At 66.2% G+C, this 17,745-nt stretch carries 19 protein-coding genes and 1 tRNA gene; 8 read left to right on the top strand and 12 right to left on the bottom strand.

Going from position 1 to position 17,745, the window contains the following annotated elements; genetic code table 11:
• Window positions 1-3: 3 nt before the first annotated feature.
• The 6 genes from CUREI_RS08865 to CUREI_RS08850 form a co-directional block, all read right to left on the bottom strand.
• Window positions 4-318, bottom strand: coding sequence for a transcriptional regulator (locus CUREI_RS08865; protein ID WP_038612835.1), 315 nt, complete (start codon window positions 316-318; stop codon window positions 4-6).
• Complete coding sequence (locus CUREI_RS08860; RefSeq protein WP_038612832.1) at window positions 315-740, bottom strand: hypothetical protein; 426 nt, start codon at window positions 738-740, stop codon at window positions 315-317. Before CUREI_RS08860 ends, CUREI_RS08865 begins: the two co-directional genes overlap by 4 nt.
• 140 nt (window positions 741-880) lie before the next feature.
• The gene (locus CUREI_RS08855) at window positions 881-2,260 is read right to left on the bottom strand and encodes an MFS transporter (protein ID WP_084768296.1); all 1,380 of its coding nucleotides are present in this window, start codon (window positions 2,258-2,260) and stop codon (window positions 881-883) included.
• A 284-nt stretch (window positions 2,261-2,544) separates the two neighbouring features.
• Entirely contained in the window at window positions 2,545-2,781 is a 237-nt protein-coding gene (locus tag CUREI_RS11680) for a hypothetical protein (protein WP_051952312.1), read from the bottom strand.
• On the bottom strand, window positions 2,781-2,906 hold the full coding sequence (locus tag CUREI_RS12770; protein ID WP_019249495.1) for a hypothetical protein: 126 nt from the start codon (window positions 2,904-2,906) through the stop codon (window positions 2,781-2,783). The genes CUREI_RS11680 and CUREI_RS12770 overlap by 1 nt, the downstream gene beginning before the upstream one ends.
• Window positions 2,907-2,981: 75 nt before the next feature.
• A tRNA-Arg gene (locus CUREI_RS08850) sits at window positions 2,982-3,058 on the bottom strand.
• A gap of 55 nt (window positions 3,059-3,113) precedes the next feature.
• Here CUREI_RS08850 and CUREI_RS08845 point away from each other — a divergent pair.
• From CUREI_RS08845 to CUREI_RS08825, 5 genes are all read left to right on the top strand, one after another.
• Entirely contained in the window at window positions 3,114-5,096 is a 1,983-nt protein-coding gene (locus CUREI_RS08845; RefSeq protein ID WP_038612830.1) for a cytochrome c oxidase assembly protein, read from the top strand.
• A 167-nt stretch (window positions 5,097-5,263) separates the two neighbouring features.
• Entirely contained in the window at window positions 5,264-5,941 is a 678-nt protein-coding gene (locus CUREI_RS11675; protein ID WP_051952311.1) for a single-stranded DNA-binding protein, read from the top strand.
• A gap of 111 nt (window positions 5,942-6,052) precedes the next feature.
• The gene (ettA, locus tag CUREI_RS08835; RefSeq protein ID WP_038612828.1) at window positions 6,053-7,723 is read left to right on the top strand and encodes an energy-dependent translational throttle protein EttA; all 1,671 of its coding nucleotides are present in this window, start codon (window positions 6,053-6,055) and stop codon (window positions 7,721-7,723) included.
• A 9-nt stretch (window positions 7,724-7,732) separates the two neighbouring features.
• Entirely contained in the window at window positions 7,733-8,143 is a 411-nt protein-coding gene (locus tag CUREI_RS08830) for an acyl-CoA thioesterase (RefSeq protein ID WP_038612826.1), read from the top strand.
• Window positions 8,144-8,770 carry a hypothetical protein gene (locus CUREI_RS08825; protein WP_038612824.1) on the top strand — a complete coding sequence of 209 codons (627 nt, stop codon included), beginning with the start codon at window positions 8,144-8,146 and terminating at the stop codon, window positions 8,768-8,770.
• Here the strand turns inward: CUREI_RS08825 and CUREI_RS08820 are convergent.
• Window positions 8,767-9,180 (bottom strand): globin, encoded by a 414-nt coding sequence (locus CUREI_RS08820; RefSeq protein WP_051952310.1) that lies wholly within the window; start codon window positions 9,178-9,180, stop codon window positions 8,767-8,769. The genes CUREI_RS08825 and CUREI_RS08820 overlap by 4 nt on opposite strands.
• Window positions 9,164-10,120: a mechanosensitive ion channel family protein gene (locus CUREI_RS08815; protein ID WP_051952309.1), complete on the bottom strand. Its 957-nt coding sequence runs from the start codon at window positions 10,118-10,120 to the stop codon at window positions 9,164-9,166. Before CUREI_RS08815 ends, CUREI_RS08820 begins: the two co-directional genes overlap by 17 nt.
• Window positions 10,121-10,185: 65 nt before the next feature.
• On the opposite strand from CUREI_RS08815, the gene CUREI_RS08810 reads away from it, so the two are divergent.
• The gene (locus CUREI_RS08810) at window positions 10,186-11,328 is read left to right on the top strand and encodes a cystathionine gamma-synthase (RefSeq protein WP_038612822.1); all 1,143 of its coding nucleotides are present in this window, start codon (window positions 10,186-10,188) and stop codon (window positions 11,326-11,328) included.
• Here CUREI_RS08810 and pepN read toward each other — a convergent pair.
• Entirely contained in the window at window positions 11,315-13,723 is a 2,409-nt protein-coding gene (gene pepN, locus CUREI_RS08805; protein ID WP_038612818.1) for an aminopeptidase N, read from the bottom strand. The genes CUREI_RS08810 and pepN overlap by 14 nt on opposite strands.
• Before the next feature lie 54 nt (window positions 13,724-13,777).
• Between pepN and CUREI_RS08800 the strand changes: the two genes are divergently transcribed.
• Both CUREI_RS08800 and CUREI_RS08795 read left to right on the top strand, forming a co-directional pair.
• Complete coding sequence (locus tag CUREI_RS08800) at window positions 13,778-14,392, top strand: DsbA family protein (protein ID WP_038612815.1); 615 nt, start codon at window positions 13,778-13,780, stop codon at window positions 14,390-14,392.
• Window positions 14,393-14,410: 18 nt separating this feature from the next.
• Complete coding sequence (locus CUREI_RS08795) at window positions 14,411-14,875, top strand: ribose-5-phosphate isomerase (RefSeq protein WP_038612813.1); 465 nt, start codon at window positions 14,411-14,413, stop codon at window positions 14,873-14,875.
• A 41-nt stretch (window positions 14,876-14,916) separates the two neighbouring features.
• Here the strand turns inward: CUREI_RS08795 and CUREI_RS12310 are convergent, their stop codons facing one another.
• Genes CUREI_RS12310 through CUREI_RS08780 form a run of 3 tightly spaced genes read right to left on the bottom strand, consistent with a single transcriptional unit; the run spans window position 14,917 to window position 17,731 of the window.
• Window positions 14,917-16,023: a glycosyltransferase family 2 protein gene (locus CUREI_RS12310; protein ID WP_038612809.1), complete on the bottom strand. Its 1,107-nt coding sequence runs from the start codon at window positions 16,021-16,023 to the stop codon at window positions 14,917-14,919.
• Window positions 15,999-16,895: a glycosyltransferase family protein gene (locus CUREI_RS12305; protein WP_038614318.1), complete on the bottom strand. Its 897-nt coding sequence runs from the start codon at window positions 16,893-16,895 to the stop codon at window positions 15,999-16,001. The genes CUREI_RS12310 and CUREI_RS12305 overlap by 25 nt, the downstream gene beginning before the upstream one ends.
• Entirely contained in the window at window positions 16,892-17,731 is an 840-nt protein-coding gene (locus CUREI_RS08780; RefSeq protein WP_038612806.1) for a WcbI family polysaccharide biosynthesis putative acetyltransferase, read from the bottom strand. The genes CUREI_RS12305 and CUREI_RS08780 overlap by 4 nt, the downstream gene beginning before the upstream one ends.
• Window positions 17,732-17,745: the final 14 nt, after the last annotated feature.

The following is a 17,745-nucleotide window of genomic DNA, read 5'->3' as shown; positions in this document are numbered from 1 at the left end:
AATCTACCCGCCGGCGATCTCGCGCAGCGCTGCCGTGTGGTTTTCAAAGGCCCGCGCGCCGGCCGCGGTGAGCGTGACCCACACGGTGTCCCTCGCTCGCGTCGAGCCGTACTCCCGGAAGCGCGTGACGTAACCGTGCTCCTCGAGCGTGGCCAGCTGCTTCGACAGCGCGGAATCCGACAGGTCCACCTTGTCCTTCAGGGCTCCGAAACGCATCTCATGCCGGGACGTTTGCTTCTCGACGGCGCCAGCGTGATACAACGCCGCACAGATTTTCAACCTGGCCAGGGGGTGAATGACGGGGTCGATGCCGCTCATCGGCGCTTGCTTTCGTAGACCATGACGGCCGTAAACAGGATCGCCGTGACCACGCCGGCGATCACCCCGCCGACCACGCTTCCTTCTGGGACGAACCAGATGAGCGGCATGACGAGTGCGGGGGCGAGAGCGGCGGCCCAGTTCGTTTTGGGGTCTTCCTGGATCGGCTGCTTCATGCTCGGCCGCACGTTGCGGTTGTTGTCCCAGACAGCGTAAGCGATGCTGGCGATGAAGATGAGCACGAACAGCACCCACCAGTAGGTCCATCCGATGATCGTGCCGCCGACCGTGACGCCGAGGCTGGTGCCGAAGACGGCGTAGACCCACGTCGGTGTGGGTGGTTTGCGCGCGTCTTGCTCTATCCCGTCGATCTGCTCGAGGGCGGCGCGGGCCTCTTCCTGGGAGATCGAGTTGCTTGCCATGTAGACAAGTGTGACACTTTCCGGTGTGGAAAGCAAGGGGGCGCGCACGACTTGACATTTCGGACGGGCGTTCAGCTATAAACCCGCAGGTAGGAGATGTATTGCTTTTAGCTAATGTGAAATCGTGCGCGCGCCGCCCCTTAGATCTCGTGCATCTCCTGGTCCTTCGTCTCCGGCGCGGAGATGATGGCCGCCAGGGAGATGGCAGTGACGACAACCAGGTAGAAGCCCACCGCTTGCGGCCCGTATTTCGTACTCAGGGCCGTCGCAATAAACGGCGCAATGGCGGCGCCCAGGATAGAGGCGACGTTGTACGCGATGCCGGAGCCGGTGTAGCGCACGCGGGAGGGGAACAGCTCGGGCAGGATGGCGGACATTGGGCCGAAGATGAAGCCCATCAGGATCATGCCGATAAACAGAAAGATCCCGAGCGAAATCATGGTGTACGTCTCGGGGTTGAGCAGCCACTTGAAGCACAGGCCGTAGACGATGATCGCGGCGGAGGTCAGGCCCAGCGTCGGGCGGCGGCCGTAGGTGTCCGCCAGGTGCGCAGAGACCGGGATGCCGAGCATGAAGCCGAAAATGCAGACGAGCTGCAGCTTCAGGAAGGTGGGGTAGGCGATTCCCAGGCCGACGCCCTCTTCCGCGGAGCCGATGCCGTAGGAGAGGAACCAGGTGGTGACCAGGTAAAACAGCGTGTAGCAGCCGACCATGATGAACGTACCCTGGATCAGGGGCTTCCAGGCCGTCTTAAACACCTCGGCCAGCGGGGACGCCGCTTTCTGATCGTTCTGCTCCACGTGCTGGAACACCGGCGTCTCTTCCACCTGCAGGCGCACCCACAGGCCGATGATGACCATGACGGCGGACAGCAAGAAGGGGATGCGCCAACCCCAACGCATGAACGCGCCCTCGAAGTCGCCGGTGGTGTGGCCGAGGGTGGTGACCAGGATGAGGAACAGGCCGTTAGCCAGCAAGAAACCGAACGGTGCGCCGAGCTGCGGCCACATTCCGGCCCAGGCGCGCCGGCCCTTCGCGGCAGTCTCGGTGGAAAGGAGCGCCGCGCCGGACCACTCGCCGCCTAGACCCAGTCCCTGGCAGAAGCGCATGAGCGCCAGCAGCGCCGGGGCCCAGATGCCGGCGGTTGCGTACGTAGGGAGTAGGCCGATGATGAATGTGGCGATGCCCATGGTCAGCAGCGCGCCGACCAGGGTCGCTTTGCGCCCCACCTTGTCGCCGAAGTGGCCGAAGACTACTGATCCGAGCGGCCGAGCGATGAATGCGAGGCCGAACGTAGCGAATGAGGACAGCAGCGCGACGGTGCTGGACTCGGATTTGGGGAAGAAGAGGAACGGGAAGACGGCCACGGCGGCGGTGGCGTAAACGTAGAAGTCGTAGAACTCGATCGTGGTGCCGATGGTGGAGGCTAGGCGGACGCGTCGGCGTTCCTCCGGGGTGGTCTCCCTGATCGCGGCGGGTGCCGCCTGTGTGGGTGTGGGGTGCTCGACGCTTGTTGACATCGCCCATCCTTCCATTCCATGTAGCGGAATTGCTGTCTCATGTAGTGGCGAAACCGTACCACATGGTGGAACAACGGTTCCACATCGGGGTGTAAGCGGGATTTGGCACGTGGGCGCGCTGCAACTTTTGACAACCGTGACCGTCGTCCAGCTTTAAACCGCCAGGTCACCGCTGCATTAGCGATCGACGATGTCAACTTTTGCAACGTCGGGGCAACAGAAACGGCCCTCCGTAAAGCATCGGAGGGCCGGGAGCCGGCTGAAGCCAGCTGTCTCAACCGTGGCTACTCGCCGGAAACGTCACCGTCGCGGACGGTGCGCTCGACCTGGTCGGTGCGCTCTTCGGTGTTCGGGTGCTCGTCCTTGTGGCCGGAGCCGGTCTCGGCCGTCTCGTCCTCGGCGTTTTCAAAGTCGTCCACCGAGCTGAAGTTGGTCGGGGCGTTGCCGATGCGGGCAGTGCCGGCGTCGATAAGCTTGTCCAGCTCGGACTCGGTGCTGCCGGAAGCGTTGATGTCGGCCATTAGTTCTTGCCGTCCCTTTCAAAGTCGTTGTCCTCGCCGGTCTCCTGAACGGAGGAATCGGCGTCGGGGTCGGACAGGTTGTTAATGCTGTCTTCGTCGACCGGGGAGTTCTTTGCTTCAGCCATGTCTGGCCTCCTTCGCATTCGAGGTAGGTGCCCCAACGACTCTAGCGCCGAACGGCGACCCGCGGCTTGCGGCAGTGGCGCCCCCAGCAGGATTCGAACCCGCGACCAGCCGGGTAGAAACCGGATGCTCTAATCCACTGAGCTATGGAGGCAATGCCTGCACATTGTAGTTATGACTCTGCCCGTGGCGAAAGTAGGGTAAGCGGCATGACTGCACCTGCGCGCACCCGCACTGTCGCTCCCGCTTGGCCGCTGTACCTGGCCGTGCTGGCCGTTGCAGCCGTCATCGCGGGTGCGGTGGGGCAGGGGTTTTCCGGAGGGTCGCTGGCGGAGCTTGGCATCCCGGACCCGGGTGTGGCAACGACGTTCGGGTTGCCGGCGCTGCGGGGTGTGGCGTGGTTGCTCATGGCGCTGGCGACTGGCTCGTTCATGCTGGCGGCCTTCCTTGTCCCGCCGAGCCAGCAGGGCGAGGACCTCAACGGTGCGCGTCTGACTGTGGACGGGCACATCGCGTCACGCACCGGCGCCCACGCGAGCGCGGGTGTGGCGTTGATCGGCCTGGTGATGATCCCGCTGGTGCTTTCAGACGTCTCCGGCCAGCCGCTGAAGACGGTGCTGTTCGAGGCCGCCGCCTGGTCAACGGCCCTGGACCAAGTGGCGGACGCGCGGGTGTGGCTCATCGTCGCCGCGTTTGCGGCCGTCGTTGCGGTGGGCGGATACACCGCCACAAGCTGGTGGTCCCAGGTCGCGCTATTCGTTGGCTCGATCCTGGTTGTCATGCCCATTGCGCTGACCGGCCACTCAGCTACCGGCGGCGCGCACGACTTCGGCACGAACTCCCTGATCTGGCACCTGGTGGCCATGCTGCTGTGGGTCGGCGGGCTCATGGCGCTGGTGGCGCACGCGTATCGGCGCGGACCGGGCCTCGCCGGCGCTGCCAGCCGCTATTCCCGCATCGCACTGTTCGCCATCCTGGCCATGGCCGTCTCCGGCGTGGTCAACGCGCTGGTGCGCGTGCGTCTGGAGGATCTGACGCAGTACGCCTACGGCTGGGTCCTGATTATCAAAACCGCGGGCATTATCGTGCTCGGCCTCATTGGCTACGTCCACCGCGAGCGCACCATCCCGCAGCTGGGTTCCCGGCCGCGCGCGTTCACCCGCCTTGCTGCGGGCGAGGTGGTCGTCATGGCCGCTATCTCTGGCCTCGCCGTCACGCTCGGGCGGACGCCGCCTCCGCCGCCGCAGGACCCGAACCTCACGCGCATGCAGATCCAGATGGGCTACAACCTGGAAGAGCCGCTCACCTGGACAAACTGGATCACCGAGTGGCGCCCAGAGCTACTGTTCAGCGTGATCGCGGTGCTGTTGGCCGTCTATTACCTGCACCTGGCGCGCCGGGTGGAGGGCTGGCCCGTGGGCAGGACCGTGTGGTGGTTGCTGGGCTGCGCAATAACCGTGATCACGCTGAGCTCCGGGCTCGGCATGCATATGCCCGCGTCCTATTCCGCGCACATGACGGTGCACATGATCCTGTCCATGGGTGTGCCAGTGTTTCTGGTGCTGGGAGCGCCACTGACGTTGGTGCGTGCTGCATATCCGGCGGGCGAATTCAATCCGCGCTTGTGGGCGGAAAGCTTCCAGCGCTCGAAGTTCGTGCGGGTGGTGACGTACTCGCCGGTGTCCACCATCCAGTTTCTGGTGTTCTTCTACGCCATGTACGTCATCGAGCCCTTCTACGAGCTCATGATCTCGGAGCACGCCGGCCACGTGATCATGAACGCGGTGTTCTTGCTCTCCGGGTACTTCTACTTCTGGGAGCTCATCGGGGCCGATGAGATTGACGGTCGCCCGAGTGCGAAGGTGCGCCTGCTGTGGCTGTGGGTGTCCATGCCGTTCCACCTGTTCATGGGTGTCTACCTCATGCAGCTGGGCTCGGTGATGGGGGAGGAGTTCTACCGCTCCCTCGAGTTGCCGTGGAACCCGGATCTGCTTGCTGTGCAGAAGGCCGGCGGCGGCATCGCCTGGGCGTCCGGTTCGTTCCCGCTGCTGATTGTGTTTGGGGAGCTGTTCAGGCGCTGGTGGCGCGAGGACAGGGCGGAAACGGTCGCGTCGGACCGCCGTGCGGACGAAACTGGGGACGAAGAATGGCGCCAGTACAACGAGATGCTCGCTAAATATAATGGCCGCTAGCTGCGAAGTGTGAAATTCACAGGTTAAGTTATCCACATTTCGCCTAACCCCTTTTCTCTGCGTTTGTTTCGTGGAAGTCTGCTGGTGCAGGGGGCAATTGCTTATCGACGACTCGCTTCGCCCCTTCACCGCACACCATCCGCACACACAGAAAGGGGCCGACTCACATGGCCAACCTCGATTACACCGTCATCGGCAACCTCACCGCCAAGCCATATTTCCGGCGCTTCGACTCGGGCAGCACAGTGCTGCGCTTCCGCGTGGCCACCTCGGACGCAAAGAAAGTCACGGACGACAACGGCAAGGACGGGTGGGAAGACTTCAACCAGTTCTACGTGGACGTTGAGTGCTGGGGCCAGCTGGCGGTCAACGCTGGCGCGTCGTTGCGCAAGGGCTTCCCCGTCATCGTCGTGGGCAAGCTCGTGCACGAGTACTGGGAGGAAAAGGCGGCGGACGGGACCACGAACATGCGTTCGCGCGTGAAAATGAAGGCGCGCTACATCGGCTTCGACCTCGCGCGCTACCAGGTCAACTCGGTGCGCGCGACAGCATCCGGCAACACGCTCGACGGCCACGAGCCGCCCACGGCCATGGACGCCGCTGCGATCGACCGGAAGCTCAACGGCGACGACGCCAACCAGAATGTCGGCAGGGAGGATGTCGGGACCCAGGGCGGCTGGAGCGGCCTGCCGGAGGACCCAGCAGTGCAGGAGCGTCGGGTGAGCGCCGAGGACCTCCACTTCGACGACACTGACGACACTGCCAACGCTGCGGGGACCGCGGACGCTGCTGGGGAGGAGAGCCTCGCCGCCGCCGGCGCGCGGACCGGTAATCCCCCGTTCTAACGCCCGCGCCCCGCCACCGCCGAGCACGTGCTCGGCGTGGGTGGGACGCAGCTCGCGTGATGTACGCTGAGTGCGGCATTTACCTCCGTACTCACCAAAAGGGGATTCGTAGTGGCTGAGTTCATCTACACGATGAAAAACGTCCGCAGGGCCATCGGCGACAAGGTCATCCTGGACAACGTCACCATGGCGTTTTACCCCGGCGCGAAGATCGGCGTCGTGGGCCCGAACGGCGCCGGTAAGTCGTCGCTGCTCAAGATCATGGCCGGCATCGACCAGCCCAACAACGGCGAGGCGTTCCTCCAGCCCGGCGCAACAGTGGGCATCCTGCTGCAGGAGCCGCCGCTGAACGAGGAGAAGACCGTGCGCGGCAACGTCGAGGAGGGTCTCGGCGAGCTGTTTGAGAAGAAGCAGCGGTTTGAGGAGATCGCCGAGGAGATGGCGACCAACTACTCCGACGAGCTGATGGAGGAGATGGGCAAGCTCCAGGAGCAGCTTGACGCGGCTGATGCGTGGGAGATTGACTCAAAGATCGAGCAGGCGATGGAGGCGCTGCGTTGCCCGCCGTCGGACGCGCCGGTGACCAACCTCTCCGGTGGTGAGCGCCGCCGAGTCGCGCTGGCCAAGCTCCTGCTCTCTGAGCCGGATCTGCTGTTGCTCGACGAGCCGACCAACCACCTGGACGCCGAGAGCGTGCTGTGGTTGGAGAAGCACCTGCAGTCCTACCCGGGTGCCGTGCTGGCGGTCACCCACGACCGGTACTTCCTGGACAACGTCGCCGAGTGGATCTGCGAGGTGGACCGCGGCAAGCTCTACCCGTACGAGGGCAACTACTCCACCTACTTGGAGAAGAAGGCGGAGCGCCTCGAGGTCGCCGGCAGGAAGGACCAGAAGCTGCAGAAGCGCCTGAAGAAGGAGCTGGACTGGGTCCGCTCCTCCCCGAAGGCCCGCCAGGCGAAGAACAAGGCCCGCCTTGAGCGCTACGAGGAGATGGCGGCGGAGGCCGAGCAGTACCGCAAGCTCGACTTCGAGGAGATCCAGATCCCGACGCCGCCGCGCCTGGGCAACAAGGTCGTGGAGGTCAACGAGCTGGACAAGGGCTTCGACGGCCGCGTGCTCATCGACGACCTGTCCTTCACCCTGCCGCGCAACGGCATCGTCGGCGTGATCGGCCCCAACGGCGTAGGCAAGTCCACGCTGTTCAAGACCATCGTGGGCCTGGAGGAGCCGGACGACGGCTCCGTGGAGGTCGGCGAGACCGTCAAAATCTCGTATGTGGACCAGAACCGCGAGAACATCGACCCGGAGCAGACGGTGTGGGAGGTTGTCTCCGACGGTCTGGACTACATCCACGTGGGACAGAACGAGATGCCCTCGCGCGCCTACCTGTCCGCGTTTGGCTTCAAGGGCCCGGACCAGCAGAAGCCGTCCAAGGTGCTCTCCGGCGGTGAGCGCAACCGCCTCAACCTGGCACTGACGCTGAAACAGGGCGGCAACCTGATCCTGCTGGACGAGCCCACCAACGACCTCGACGTGGAAACGCTGGGCTCGCTGGAAAACGCGCTGCAGAACTTCCCGGGCTGCGCTGTGGTGATTTCGCACGACCGCTGGTTCCTGGACCGCACCTGCACCCACATCCTTGCCTGGGAAGGCAACGTGGAAGAGGGCAAGTGGTTCTGGTTCGAGGGCAACTTCGGCGATTACGAGGCCAACAAGGTCGAGCGCCTCGGCGAAGAAGCCGCGAAGCCGTCCCGCGTCACCCACCGCAAGCTCACTCGATAGGAGCCCATCATGGCTGAGAGCAACGTCCACATCCACACCATCCCGGTGCGCTGGGGCGATTTCGACCGCTACGGGCACGTGACCAACTCCGCCTACATCGAGCTGGCGCAGGAGGCGCGCCTGGCGTTCGCGCAGGAGTTCTTCTTCTCGCAGGGCCACGAATTTGTGGTGTTCGTGCGCCGCCTCGAGGTGGACTACGTCCGCCCGATTCTGCCCAGCACAACCGAGGTGACGGTGGAGACGCACGTGGCCCACGTTGGCAACACGTCGTTCACCACCCGCCAGGAGATCAAGGACGCGCAGGGCAAGGTCTGCTGCGTGATCGATTGCGTGCAGGTCACGGTGGACACCACGACTACGTCGCCGCGCGAGATCACGCAAAAAGAGATCGGCATCCTCTCCCAGACCGCTGGGGCGTAAGTGGTCGCGGTTCACATCGATCAGGGCGCGCGCGGGCTCATCGCACTGCTCACACGCGCGCTGGCACTCGATGCGCAGGCGGTCGCGCGCGTCCAGGAGGTGGGCGAGGGCCAGCTCGACGTGTTTGTCACCACCCCCTTTGATGCCATCGCTTCTCGACGCACCTTCGGCTCCACCACCCACCCCGGCGCCGCCGTCAGCGCGAAAGCGCTCCTCGACGCGCTGCGCGAAGGAACTGACCAGGTAGGCCCTGCCCGCGACGCGGCGTGGCTCGGTGCGCTGCCGCCTACGGGCGGGTTCGTCGCCCGCGAAGAGGTGCCCGTCGGGGTGGCACGCCGTTTGGCGGACGAGGGGCGTAATCTGGCCCGCCAGTTCTCGGGGCCTGCGGGCCCGCCGCGCTCGCTGCTGGACGGGGTCGTGCTCACCGCCGATGCGGAGAGCGCGCACCCGGTGGAGATACCGATGCGCATGATCTTCGCCTGCACCGCGCTTGGCTTGATCCCAGGCTTTGAAGCCCCCGCCGAGATTCCCCGCCACTTGCGGGTGGCCACCGCCGGTAGCTGGGTGCGGCTCGACGCGCCGTTCGGCTCGGTGTACCGCAGCGCGCGCCCGAACCTGTTGTTCTAGTACGCGCGGGGCCCCTGGTTGATCATCATGTAGGCCACGCGCTGCATGTGGTTCCACATTTCCGCGCGGTAGGGCTGCGGGAGCTCGTCGTCAGAAAACTGCTCCATGGAGTTGCCCATGAGCTGCAGCCACCGCTCGGCCTCTGCCTCGCCGATGGCGAAGGGGAAGTGGCGTCGGCGCAGCATCGGGTTGCCGCGCTGCTCCTGGTAGGTGCGGGGCCCGCCCCAGTACTGGGCGAGGAACCAGCGCAGCCGGTTTTGGGCGCCCTCCCAGTCGTCATCCGGGTACATCGGGCCGATGATGTCGTCTTCTTTGACTTGGTTGTAGAAGCCCTCAACGAGCCGGTGGAAAAACTCCTCGCCGCCGACGGCTTCGTAGAGCGTGTGCTCCTGCTTAGGACTGATCTCCACGGTTCTCCTTCATTTCTACGAGTACGGAATCCATCGCCGTGAGCACCACGTCTTCCTGGTGCAGGGCGGCGAGGACGCGGTGGTTGAGGTGGCGTGCCACCGCCCACTGCTGGCCCGGCATAGTCTGCACCGTCAGGCGGAACGAGACGTACGTGGGGTTGAATTCGCTGGGCCCGAGCATGGCGGGGGTGCCCATGACGACGTCGCGGATCTCCGGGTCGCGGCAGGCGGCGATGGCTGTGTCCTCGATGACGCGAGAGACCTTGTCCGGGTCGGCCATGAGCGAGACCGGAATTTGCAGGCGCGCTGTGGAGAAGCGTGCGGAGTGGTTGCCCACCTGGTCGATGTCGCCGTTGCGCACGTGCCACAGCGCGCCGTCCATGTCGCGGATGGTGGTGATGCGCAGCGTCATCATCTCCACCTCGCCCACGATGTCGCCGACCTGGATGGTGTCGCCGACACCGAACTGGTTCTCAATGAGAATGAACATGCCGGAGAAGAAGTCCTTCACCAGCGATTGCGCGCCGAAACCGATGGCCACACCCACCACGCCGGCGGAGGCGATCAGCGGCGCCACGTTCACGCCGAGCTGGTCCAGCACCGCCAGCGCGGCCCACGTCCAGATCACAATGACGGCGACGGAGCGGCCGACGTTGCCCAGGGTCCGCATGCGCTGTTGGCGTCGGGCTTCCTGCGCGCGGTACTGCGGCGTGTCCTCCGCCTCGGATGCGAGCAGCGGGGTGCGCTCGATGCCGCGGCGTGTTGCCCGGTGAATGATGCTGCGGGCGAGCCAGTTCAGCACGAGCGCCACAACGATGATCAGCAGGATCTTCAAGGGGCGCTGGATCAGGATGTCTTGCGTTTCGGGGTCGTTCCACCAGCTGGTGACGCCGGTGACTGCTTCGTCGACCTTTTCGGCCGTCTCGGATTGTGCGTTCATCGTGGCACGAGTCTAGTGCATAAAAATGGCTCCGTAATGAACCGCTTGGTCTACTGTCGGTGGGCATGACTGGATTTGCAACCGACGCCATCCACGCCGGATACGAACCCGACAGCCTGTACGGGCCGATCAACACGCCTATCTACGCCTCCACCACGTTCGCCCAGGACGGGCTCGCGCAGCTGCGCGGCGGCTACGAGTACACCCGCGTGGGCAACCCCACCGTCACCGCGTTGGAAAACGCGGTCGCCGCGCTTGAGGGCGCCGAGTACGCCGTCGCGTACTCCTCGGGCATGGCGGCTATCGACGTCGTCCTGCGCGTCCTGCTCAAACCCGGCGACCACATCGTGGTCTCCAACGACGCCTACGGCGGTACCTACCGCCTGATCCAGCAGGTGTTCACCCAGTGGGGCGTGGACAACACGGTGGTGGACATGACCGACCCGGAGGCCGTCGCCGCTGCGGTGCAGGACAACACCAAGGTGATTTGGGTGGAAACGCCCACGAACCCGATGCTGGGCATCGCGGACATCGAGGCGATCGCGGCCGTGAAACAGCACGCGGCCCTCGTGGTGGATAACACCTTCGCCTCGCCGTACTTGCAGAAGCCCTTCGACCTGGGCGCGGACGTGGTGGTGCACTCCACCACGAAGTACATCGGCGGGCACTCCGACGTGGTGGGCGGCATCGTCTGCGGGGACGACTCGCGTGTGCCCGGCTTCCACGAGCAGCTGCGCTTCTTCTTCGGCTGGGTGGGCGCGAACCCCTCGCCGTTTGACACCTACCTCACCGGCCGCGGCCTGAAAACGCTCGCGGTGCGCATGGAGAAGCACTGCGACAACGCCGAAGCCGTGGCGACGTTCCTGGAAGCCCAGCCGCAGGTCGCGCGCGTGTACTACCCGGGCCTTGCGTCCTACCCCGGCCACGAGGTGGCGAAGAAGCAGATGACGCGCTTCGGCGGCATGGTCTCACTGCTGTTCCAGACCACCGAGCAGGCCAAGGCGTTTTGCAAGGCCACCAAGCTGTTCTGCCTCGCCGAATCGCTCGGCGGCGTGGAGAGCCTGGTGGAGCACCCCGCCACCATGACGCATGTGTCCGTTGCCGGGTCCGCGCTCGAGGTCCCGGGCGAGCTCGTGCGCCTATCCGTGGGCATCGAGGACGAGGCCGACTTGATCGCCGACCTCGAGCAGGCGCTTACGCGCTTGTAGCGTCGACCTCGCGGTTGCGCACCGCGCGGGCGATGCGGTCCTGGCCCTCAGCGATGACGCGCTTGAGGCCGGACGGTGCGTCGTCGCTCAGCAACAGCTCGTTGGCCTTGTCCACAGCCGCCGTGGTGACGTCCCAGCGCGGGTACATGCCCTCGAGGGTGCGCTGCGCCATCTCGTTGGTCAGCCGCTCCCACAGCGCGGGGGCTTGGCGGAAGTACTCGTCGGTGAGCCCCTCCAGCCCGTCGTAGGTGAAGGTGAGGCCGTCCATGAGGTAGCGGGCTTCGAGGTTGGTCAGGTCGTCTTCGACGAGTGTGTCCCACGCCCACCGCTTATCGACGACAGCTTTCGCCCTCAGCCTGGAAATGGTGCCCTCCGACGTGTTGTCCTGCTCCTCGTCCGCAGCGGACAGCGGCAGGGCGCCGGCGGCGATGAGGCTGGTCAGCGCCAGCCAGCGCACCTCCTGGTTGTCGGAGCGCTCCAGCAGCTCCTTGAAGTACGAGATGGTCTCCTCGGTGGGGGTCAGGCGCGCCAACGCACGGTCGAAGACCGCGGCCGGCTCGGCGCCGCGGAAGGCGGTGTTGAGCAGGTCCATGCCCTCGCCCTCCCAGGCGGGGTCCACGTACTGGCGCACGGCCTGGGTGGCCTGGGCTAGCAGACGCTCCTGCACGGAGGGGTGCGTCTCGCGGCTCGCTTCGCGTGCCACCAAACGGACAAACTCGCGGGCGGGGAGCTCGCCGTCGCGCACAGACTCCCACAGCGACGACCAAATGACGGTGCGGGCCAGGGAATCCTCGATCTCGCCGATATGCTCGAGCGCGAACCGCTGGTGCTCCGGAGTCAGGCGCATCTTGGCGTAGGTGAGGTCATCGTCGTTGACAATGGCCAGGTCGTGCTCGATGCCGGCGAGTTCGGGGATCTCGGTGCGCTCGCCGTCGATGTCCGTCTCAACCTGCTTGATCCTCCGGACCGCGTCACCCTCGAGCGTGTACAGCCCCACGCGCACGCGGTGGGGGCGCGGCTCCTCCTGGAGCACCGCGAAGGTCTCGCCGATTTCCGGGCGGAGGACGGAGACGCCGGTGGTGCGCAGCCACTGCTCAGCCCAGTCGGAGAGGTCGCGGCCGGAGGCATCCTCGAGCGCGCCGAGCAGGTCCGCGAAGGTGGCGTTGGCGTACGCGTGGTTGTCAAAGTGTTTGCGCACGCCCGCGAAGAACTCTTCATAGCCCACGTACGCCTGCAGCTGCTTCAGCACGGACGCGCCCTTGGCGTAGGTGATGCCGTCGAAGTTCTGCTCCGCAGTCTCGATGTCCGGCGCATCCGCGGCGATCGGGTGCGTGGACGGCAGCTGGTCCTGCTGGTACGCCCACGCCTTTTCCACAGACGCGAACGTGGTCCACGCGTCGGCGTACTCGCCGATGGCGGTCTGTGCGGTGGCCGCGGACCACGTGGCGAAGGACTCGTTGAGCCACAGGTCGTCCCACCACTGCATGGTGACCAGGTCGCCGAACCACATGTGCGCCATCTCGTGCAGGATGGTGTCGTTGCGGCGCTCCAGGCGGTAGGGGGTCGGCTCGGAGGTGAAGATGTACTCGTCGCGGTAGGTCACGCAGCCGACGTGTTCCATCGCGCCCATGTTGTATTCCGGGCAGAACACCTGGTCGTACTTGTCGCCGAACGGGTACGTCCGCCCGAAGTTGGCGTGGTAGAAGTCGAAGCCCTCCTTGGTTTGGCGGAAGATACGCTCCGCGTCCATGTGGGGGATCAGGCTAGCGCGGGCGTAGAGGCCGAGCTCGATGACGCGCGTTGCACCTCCTTCGTCAGTGCAACGGTAAACATCCGACACGCGCTCGAACTCGCCCGCGCAGATGCAGATGAGGTAGGTGGACAGCGGGTAGTCGATCACGGTGGTCCAGGTGGAGGTGCCGTCGCCGTTGTCCTCGCGGGTGACGGCCTCGTTGAGAATCACGGTGTAGCGCTCCGGCGCTGTCACGCTGACCCTGTAGGTGGCCTTCAAATCCGGCTGGTCGAAGCCGGCGAACACCTTCATCGCCATCGCCGGCTCGAACTGGGTGTACAGGTAGTCCTTGCCGTCCACCGGGTCGGTGAACTTGTGCAGGCCCTCGCCGGTGCGGTTGTACGCGTCGTGGGAGGTGACCACCAGGGTGTGCGCGCCGTCGTGAAGCGAAAGCTCGCGCCCCGTGGCCTCGCCGTCGAGCGTGGCCTCGAATCCGGCCGCGACCAGGTCGAAGTGGGTGGTGCCCGCCTTGGACTCGAAGGTCACGGTGCTCACGGTAGTGAACTCGTCGGCGCCGGTGATGTCCACGGCGATGTCGTAGTGGATGTTGGAGATCAGTTGCGCGCGCTCCTGCGCGTCCTTGCGTGTCAGATTGGTCTTCATGTGTCGTAGCTTACATAGGGCTTACATAGGCGGTATCGCGCTATCGTGGGCCCCATGACTGAGAAAGTGACGTTCTGGTTCGACGTATCCTGCCCCTTCGCGTGGCAGACCTCCCGCTGGATGAAGGAAGTGGAAAAGGTCCGCGACATCGAGATCGAATGGGTGCCCATGTCGCTCGCCGTGCTCAACGACGGCCGCGACATCCCCGAGGACTACGCGGCAATGATGGAAGCGAACTGGGGCCCGGCGCGCGTGTTTGCAAAGGTGAAGCAGGAGCAGCCGGAGAAGGTGGATGAGCTGTACACCGCGATGGGCACGCTCGTGCACCCGGGCGGGGAGAGCATGAAGCAGGGCTACGGCGCCTACGACGAGGTGATTAAGAAAGGGCTGGCAGAGGTCGGTCTGCCGGAGCACTTCGCCGACGTCGCGAACACGAGCGACGAGGACGACCTGCTGCGCGGCTACCACGCCACCGCCATGGAAGCCGTGGGCGACGAGGTGGGCACCCCGGTGGTGAAGCTCGGCGACAACGCGTTCTTCGGCCCCGTGATCACCCGCGTGCCCAAGGGTGAGGAGGCAGGCGAGCTGTTCGACCACGCGGTTGGGCTGGCGGAGTTCCCGTACTTCTTCGAACTCAAGCGCACTCGCACGGAGATGCCCCAAGTTTAGGCAGGTACGCTAAACGGCATGCGTATTTACCTTGGAGCAGACCACGCCGGATTCGAGCGCAAGAACCAGATCAAGGCCCACCTCGAGGCCCAGGGCCACGAGGTGACTGACTGCGGCGCCCACGAATACGACGCGGCGGACGATTACCCCGCGTTCTGCATCGCCGCCGCCGAGGCCGTGGTGGCGGACCCGGGCTCGCTGGGCATCGTGCTCGGCGGCTCCGGCAACGGCGAGCAGATCGCCGCAAACAAGGTCAAGGGCGCGCGCTGCGCCCTGGCGTGGTCCGTCGAGACCGCGAAGCTCGCACGCGAGCACAACAACGCCCAGCTCATCGGCATCGGCGGACGGATGCACACCGAGGAGGAGGCGCTGGCGATTGTCGACGCCTTCGTGTCCCAGCCGTGGAGCGACGAGGAACGCCACCAGCGCCGCATCGACATCCTGGCGGAGTACGAGCGCACTGGGGTTGCGCCGGAGCTGTAGCTACTCGGAGCCTTCCCTGGTAGCGGGAGCGTCAGCGAGCGCTACCAGCCCGCGAAGTAGCGCTCCAGCTGCAGCGGGCCCTGCACCGGCGTCAAGCCGATGTCCTCCGGGCTCGCCGTCGCGGGCTCCATCCCTAGTGCCGCGGCGCGCGCGGTGCGCACGACGGTGCCGTCGGGGCAGAGCACGTATTCCACGGCTAGCAGGGCGTCGAGGTCCTGCGGCGCCCAGCCCGCCCCGACGGCGATGTTTACCCGCGCGGGCTTTTCCTCTGTGCCCACCCGCGGGTCGGCCCCGAACAGCTCGGGCACGTCGGTGACCCGCACGTACGCGCCGGCCTTGAGCCATTCCGCGATGACGAAGTCGCGCACGCCCTCGCCCTCGAGCTCCGGCACTTCCACCTGCATGTCGAAGGTGTCGAAGATGATCCCCTCCGGGCGCGCCAGCGGGTGTGTGACGCGCCGGGCCAGCGCGAGGGTTTCCGCGTTCTTCACGGCGGTTGCGGCCGCCGGGTCGTCGTAGCGCGAGCCGAAATCCTCGTCCTCGTGGTGCGCAATCGCCGCTGGCTCGTGCACGAACGTCGCCCCCGCGTTCCAGGCGCGGAAGCCGAACTCCCAGTCTTCACCGCCGTAGCCGACGAGCGTGCCGTCGAAGCCGCCGATCTCGCTGAAGAACTCGCGGGAGCACGTCAGCACCGCGGAGATGATGTAGCGCCAGGAGGTGTGGTCGGCGTCGCGGAGGTTTGCGGTGGCAGCCCAGGCGTCGGTCAGCCACTGCGGCTCCTGGTCCTGCGCGCCGGTGCGACGCGAGCCAACAACAACGGCCCGGTGGTCGCCCACCACGTGCGGCACCACTGCGGATAGGTAGCCTCGCTCGGGGACGGTGTCGGCGTCAAGGAACGCGAGCACCTCGCCGCGCGCCGCGTCCGCGCCCAGGTTGCGGGCGGCGGCGGCGCGAAAGCCCAGGTCCTCCTGGCGCACCACGCGCACGCCGTCGACCGCGGGCGGCGTCTCGGAGCCATCGTCGGCGACGATGATCTCCACCGCGCCCGCATAGTCCTGCGCGCGCACCGCGTCCACAACGCGGGCCAGCGACACCTCGTCGTTGTAGTGCGGGATGACCACGCTTACTTCAGGCCAGCGGAATACCATGCTTCCTCCCATAAATCGGCCACCTCAGCCCAGCCGTAGCGCGGCGGGGCAAGCTGCTCGGGCACATGCTTCTCGACGGCGTCGCGCCACCCACCTTCTTCCACCAACGTCACGCGGCCGGGGAGCCAGGCGTCGATCTCGCGGGCGTAGTCGGAATCCGTCACCAGTACCTTCCGGCCCGCGCCAAGCCAGGTCATCAGCGACCCGGAGGCGGAGAAGTGGCGGTGCGGGCACACCGGCACGGCGATGCGGCCGATCTCGCGGGCGAGCTCGTCGTCCGTGAGCCAGCCGGTGAGCTCGACGTTGCGCGCGGAAGCGACGAGGCGGTCAGCCCACTCCTCGTGGCCTGCAGAGACCGCACCGAGGAAACGCAGCGTCGCCTCCGGCAGTGCGGCGACGAGGTCCTCGTGGCCCTTGCCGGGGTAGAGGAAGCCGAGCACCCCGACGGTGCCGTCCTCGGGGGCGAAGGGGGAGTGGATCGCCGGAATGGGCAGCCGGATCACGGCGGGTGCTGGCGCGTCGGCCGGAAAGAACCGTGCCTCGTGCTCGGAGTTCACTACGGCCACGTCGGCGGCGCTGGCGAGCGTGCGGTAGATCTCAGCGCGGCGGGCGTAGCGGCCCTCGCCCTCCTCCGGCTGGGGGATGTCGTGCAGGCTCACGGAAAACGGCCGGTCGCCCAGGCGCGCAAGGAGGGTCTCGGCGGTATCGCCGAAGAGGTGGTCGGTGAAGGTGACGTGGATGGGCCCCTCCGGCAGGGGAGCGGACCCGAACGTCTCCTCCCGGATCACGCTCGCGGCACCAGTGGCGCGGGCTAGCCCCAGCGCGTATTCCGTCACCCCGTGGCCGTCGGGCCCGACGATGAGATGGTTCATGCGAGCAACCCTAGATTCTCAATGCGCTCAGCGTGGCGTTGCAGTCCGTGCTCCACCAGTGCGGGGCGCTGCCGGTAGAACTCCAGCTGGGCCTGGCGGATCTCCTCGGCGTCGATGACCCCGCCCGCGCGGTCGCGCCACGCGCCGCGGCCGTCTACGGCAACCCCGAGCGCCTCGGCCGCCGCGGCCTCCACGGGGGCGTCCAGGCCGCCGAGCATCTCGTAATCAGGCGGGACGGGCTCGCCGTCGAGCCCCAGCGCCTCCAGCACGCGCGACGCCATGAACGCGAGCGTGGCGTTGTCGGGGTGGTTGACGGTGTGCCACACCGGGTTCGTCTCCAGGTAGTCGGACACGCGCACCGCGCCGTGCGCCTGCTCGCGCACCCGGATCTGCTCCACCGACATGGCGGCCGCGCGCCGCAACGCGCTGGGGTCCGGCTGCGGGGCCGCACCGTAGCCGGCGGCTGACACGAGCGTGCGCAGGTCGTGGTACGGCACCACCGGGGGGTTCAGCGAGGGATCCGCGGGGTCGCGGATGATCGCCTGGTACGGCATGAGCCCGTCGAAGCGCAGCACCGGCACCACCACGTGGCGCGCCGATGGCGCCAACAACTCGCGCAGCTCGCGCGTGCCTACGGGGAGCCCGCGGTAGCCGTCGCGGATGGGCTGGGTCACCAGCACGTCGGCGCGGCGCACGAGGTCTAAAAACCACCCCATGTCGCCCGCTTCAAGTTCGTGGACTGGCGCGATGCGCTCGCCGGTGAAGTGGCCGGTGGACATGAGCAGCTTGCGGGTGGACTCCGCCTGGCAGTTGCCGACTACAACGAGCAAAGACATGTCTTCACAGTATT

Origin of the sequence: Corynebacterium ureicelerivorans, from assembly GCF_000747315.1 — a bacterium.
In the GTDB taxonomy this organism is placed as follows: Bacteria; Actinomycetota; Actinomycetes; order Mycobacteriales; family Mycobacteriaceae; genus Corynebacterium; species Corynebacterium mucifaciens.
The sequence above is the reverse complement of the archived record's forward strand: the minus strand, read 5'-3'. Positions and strand labels throughout refer to the sequence as shown.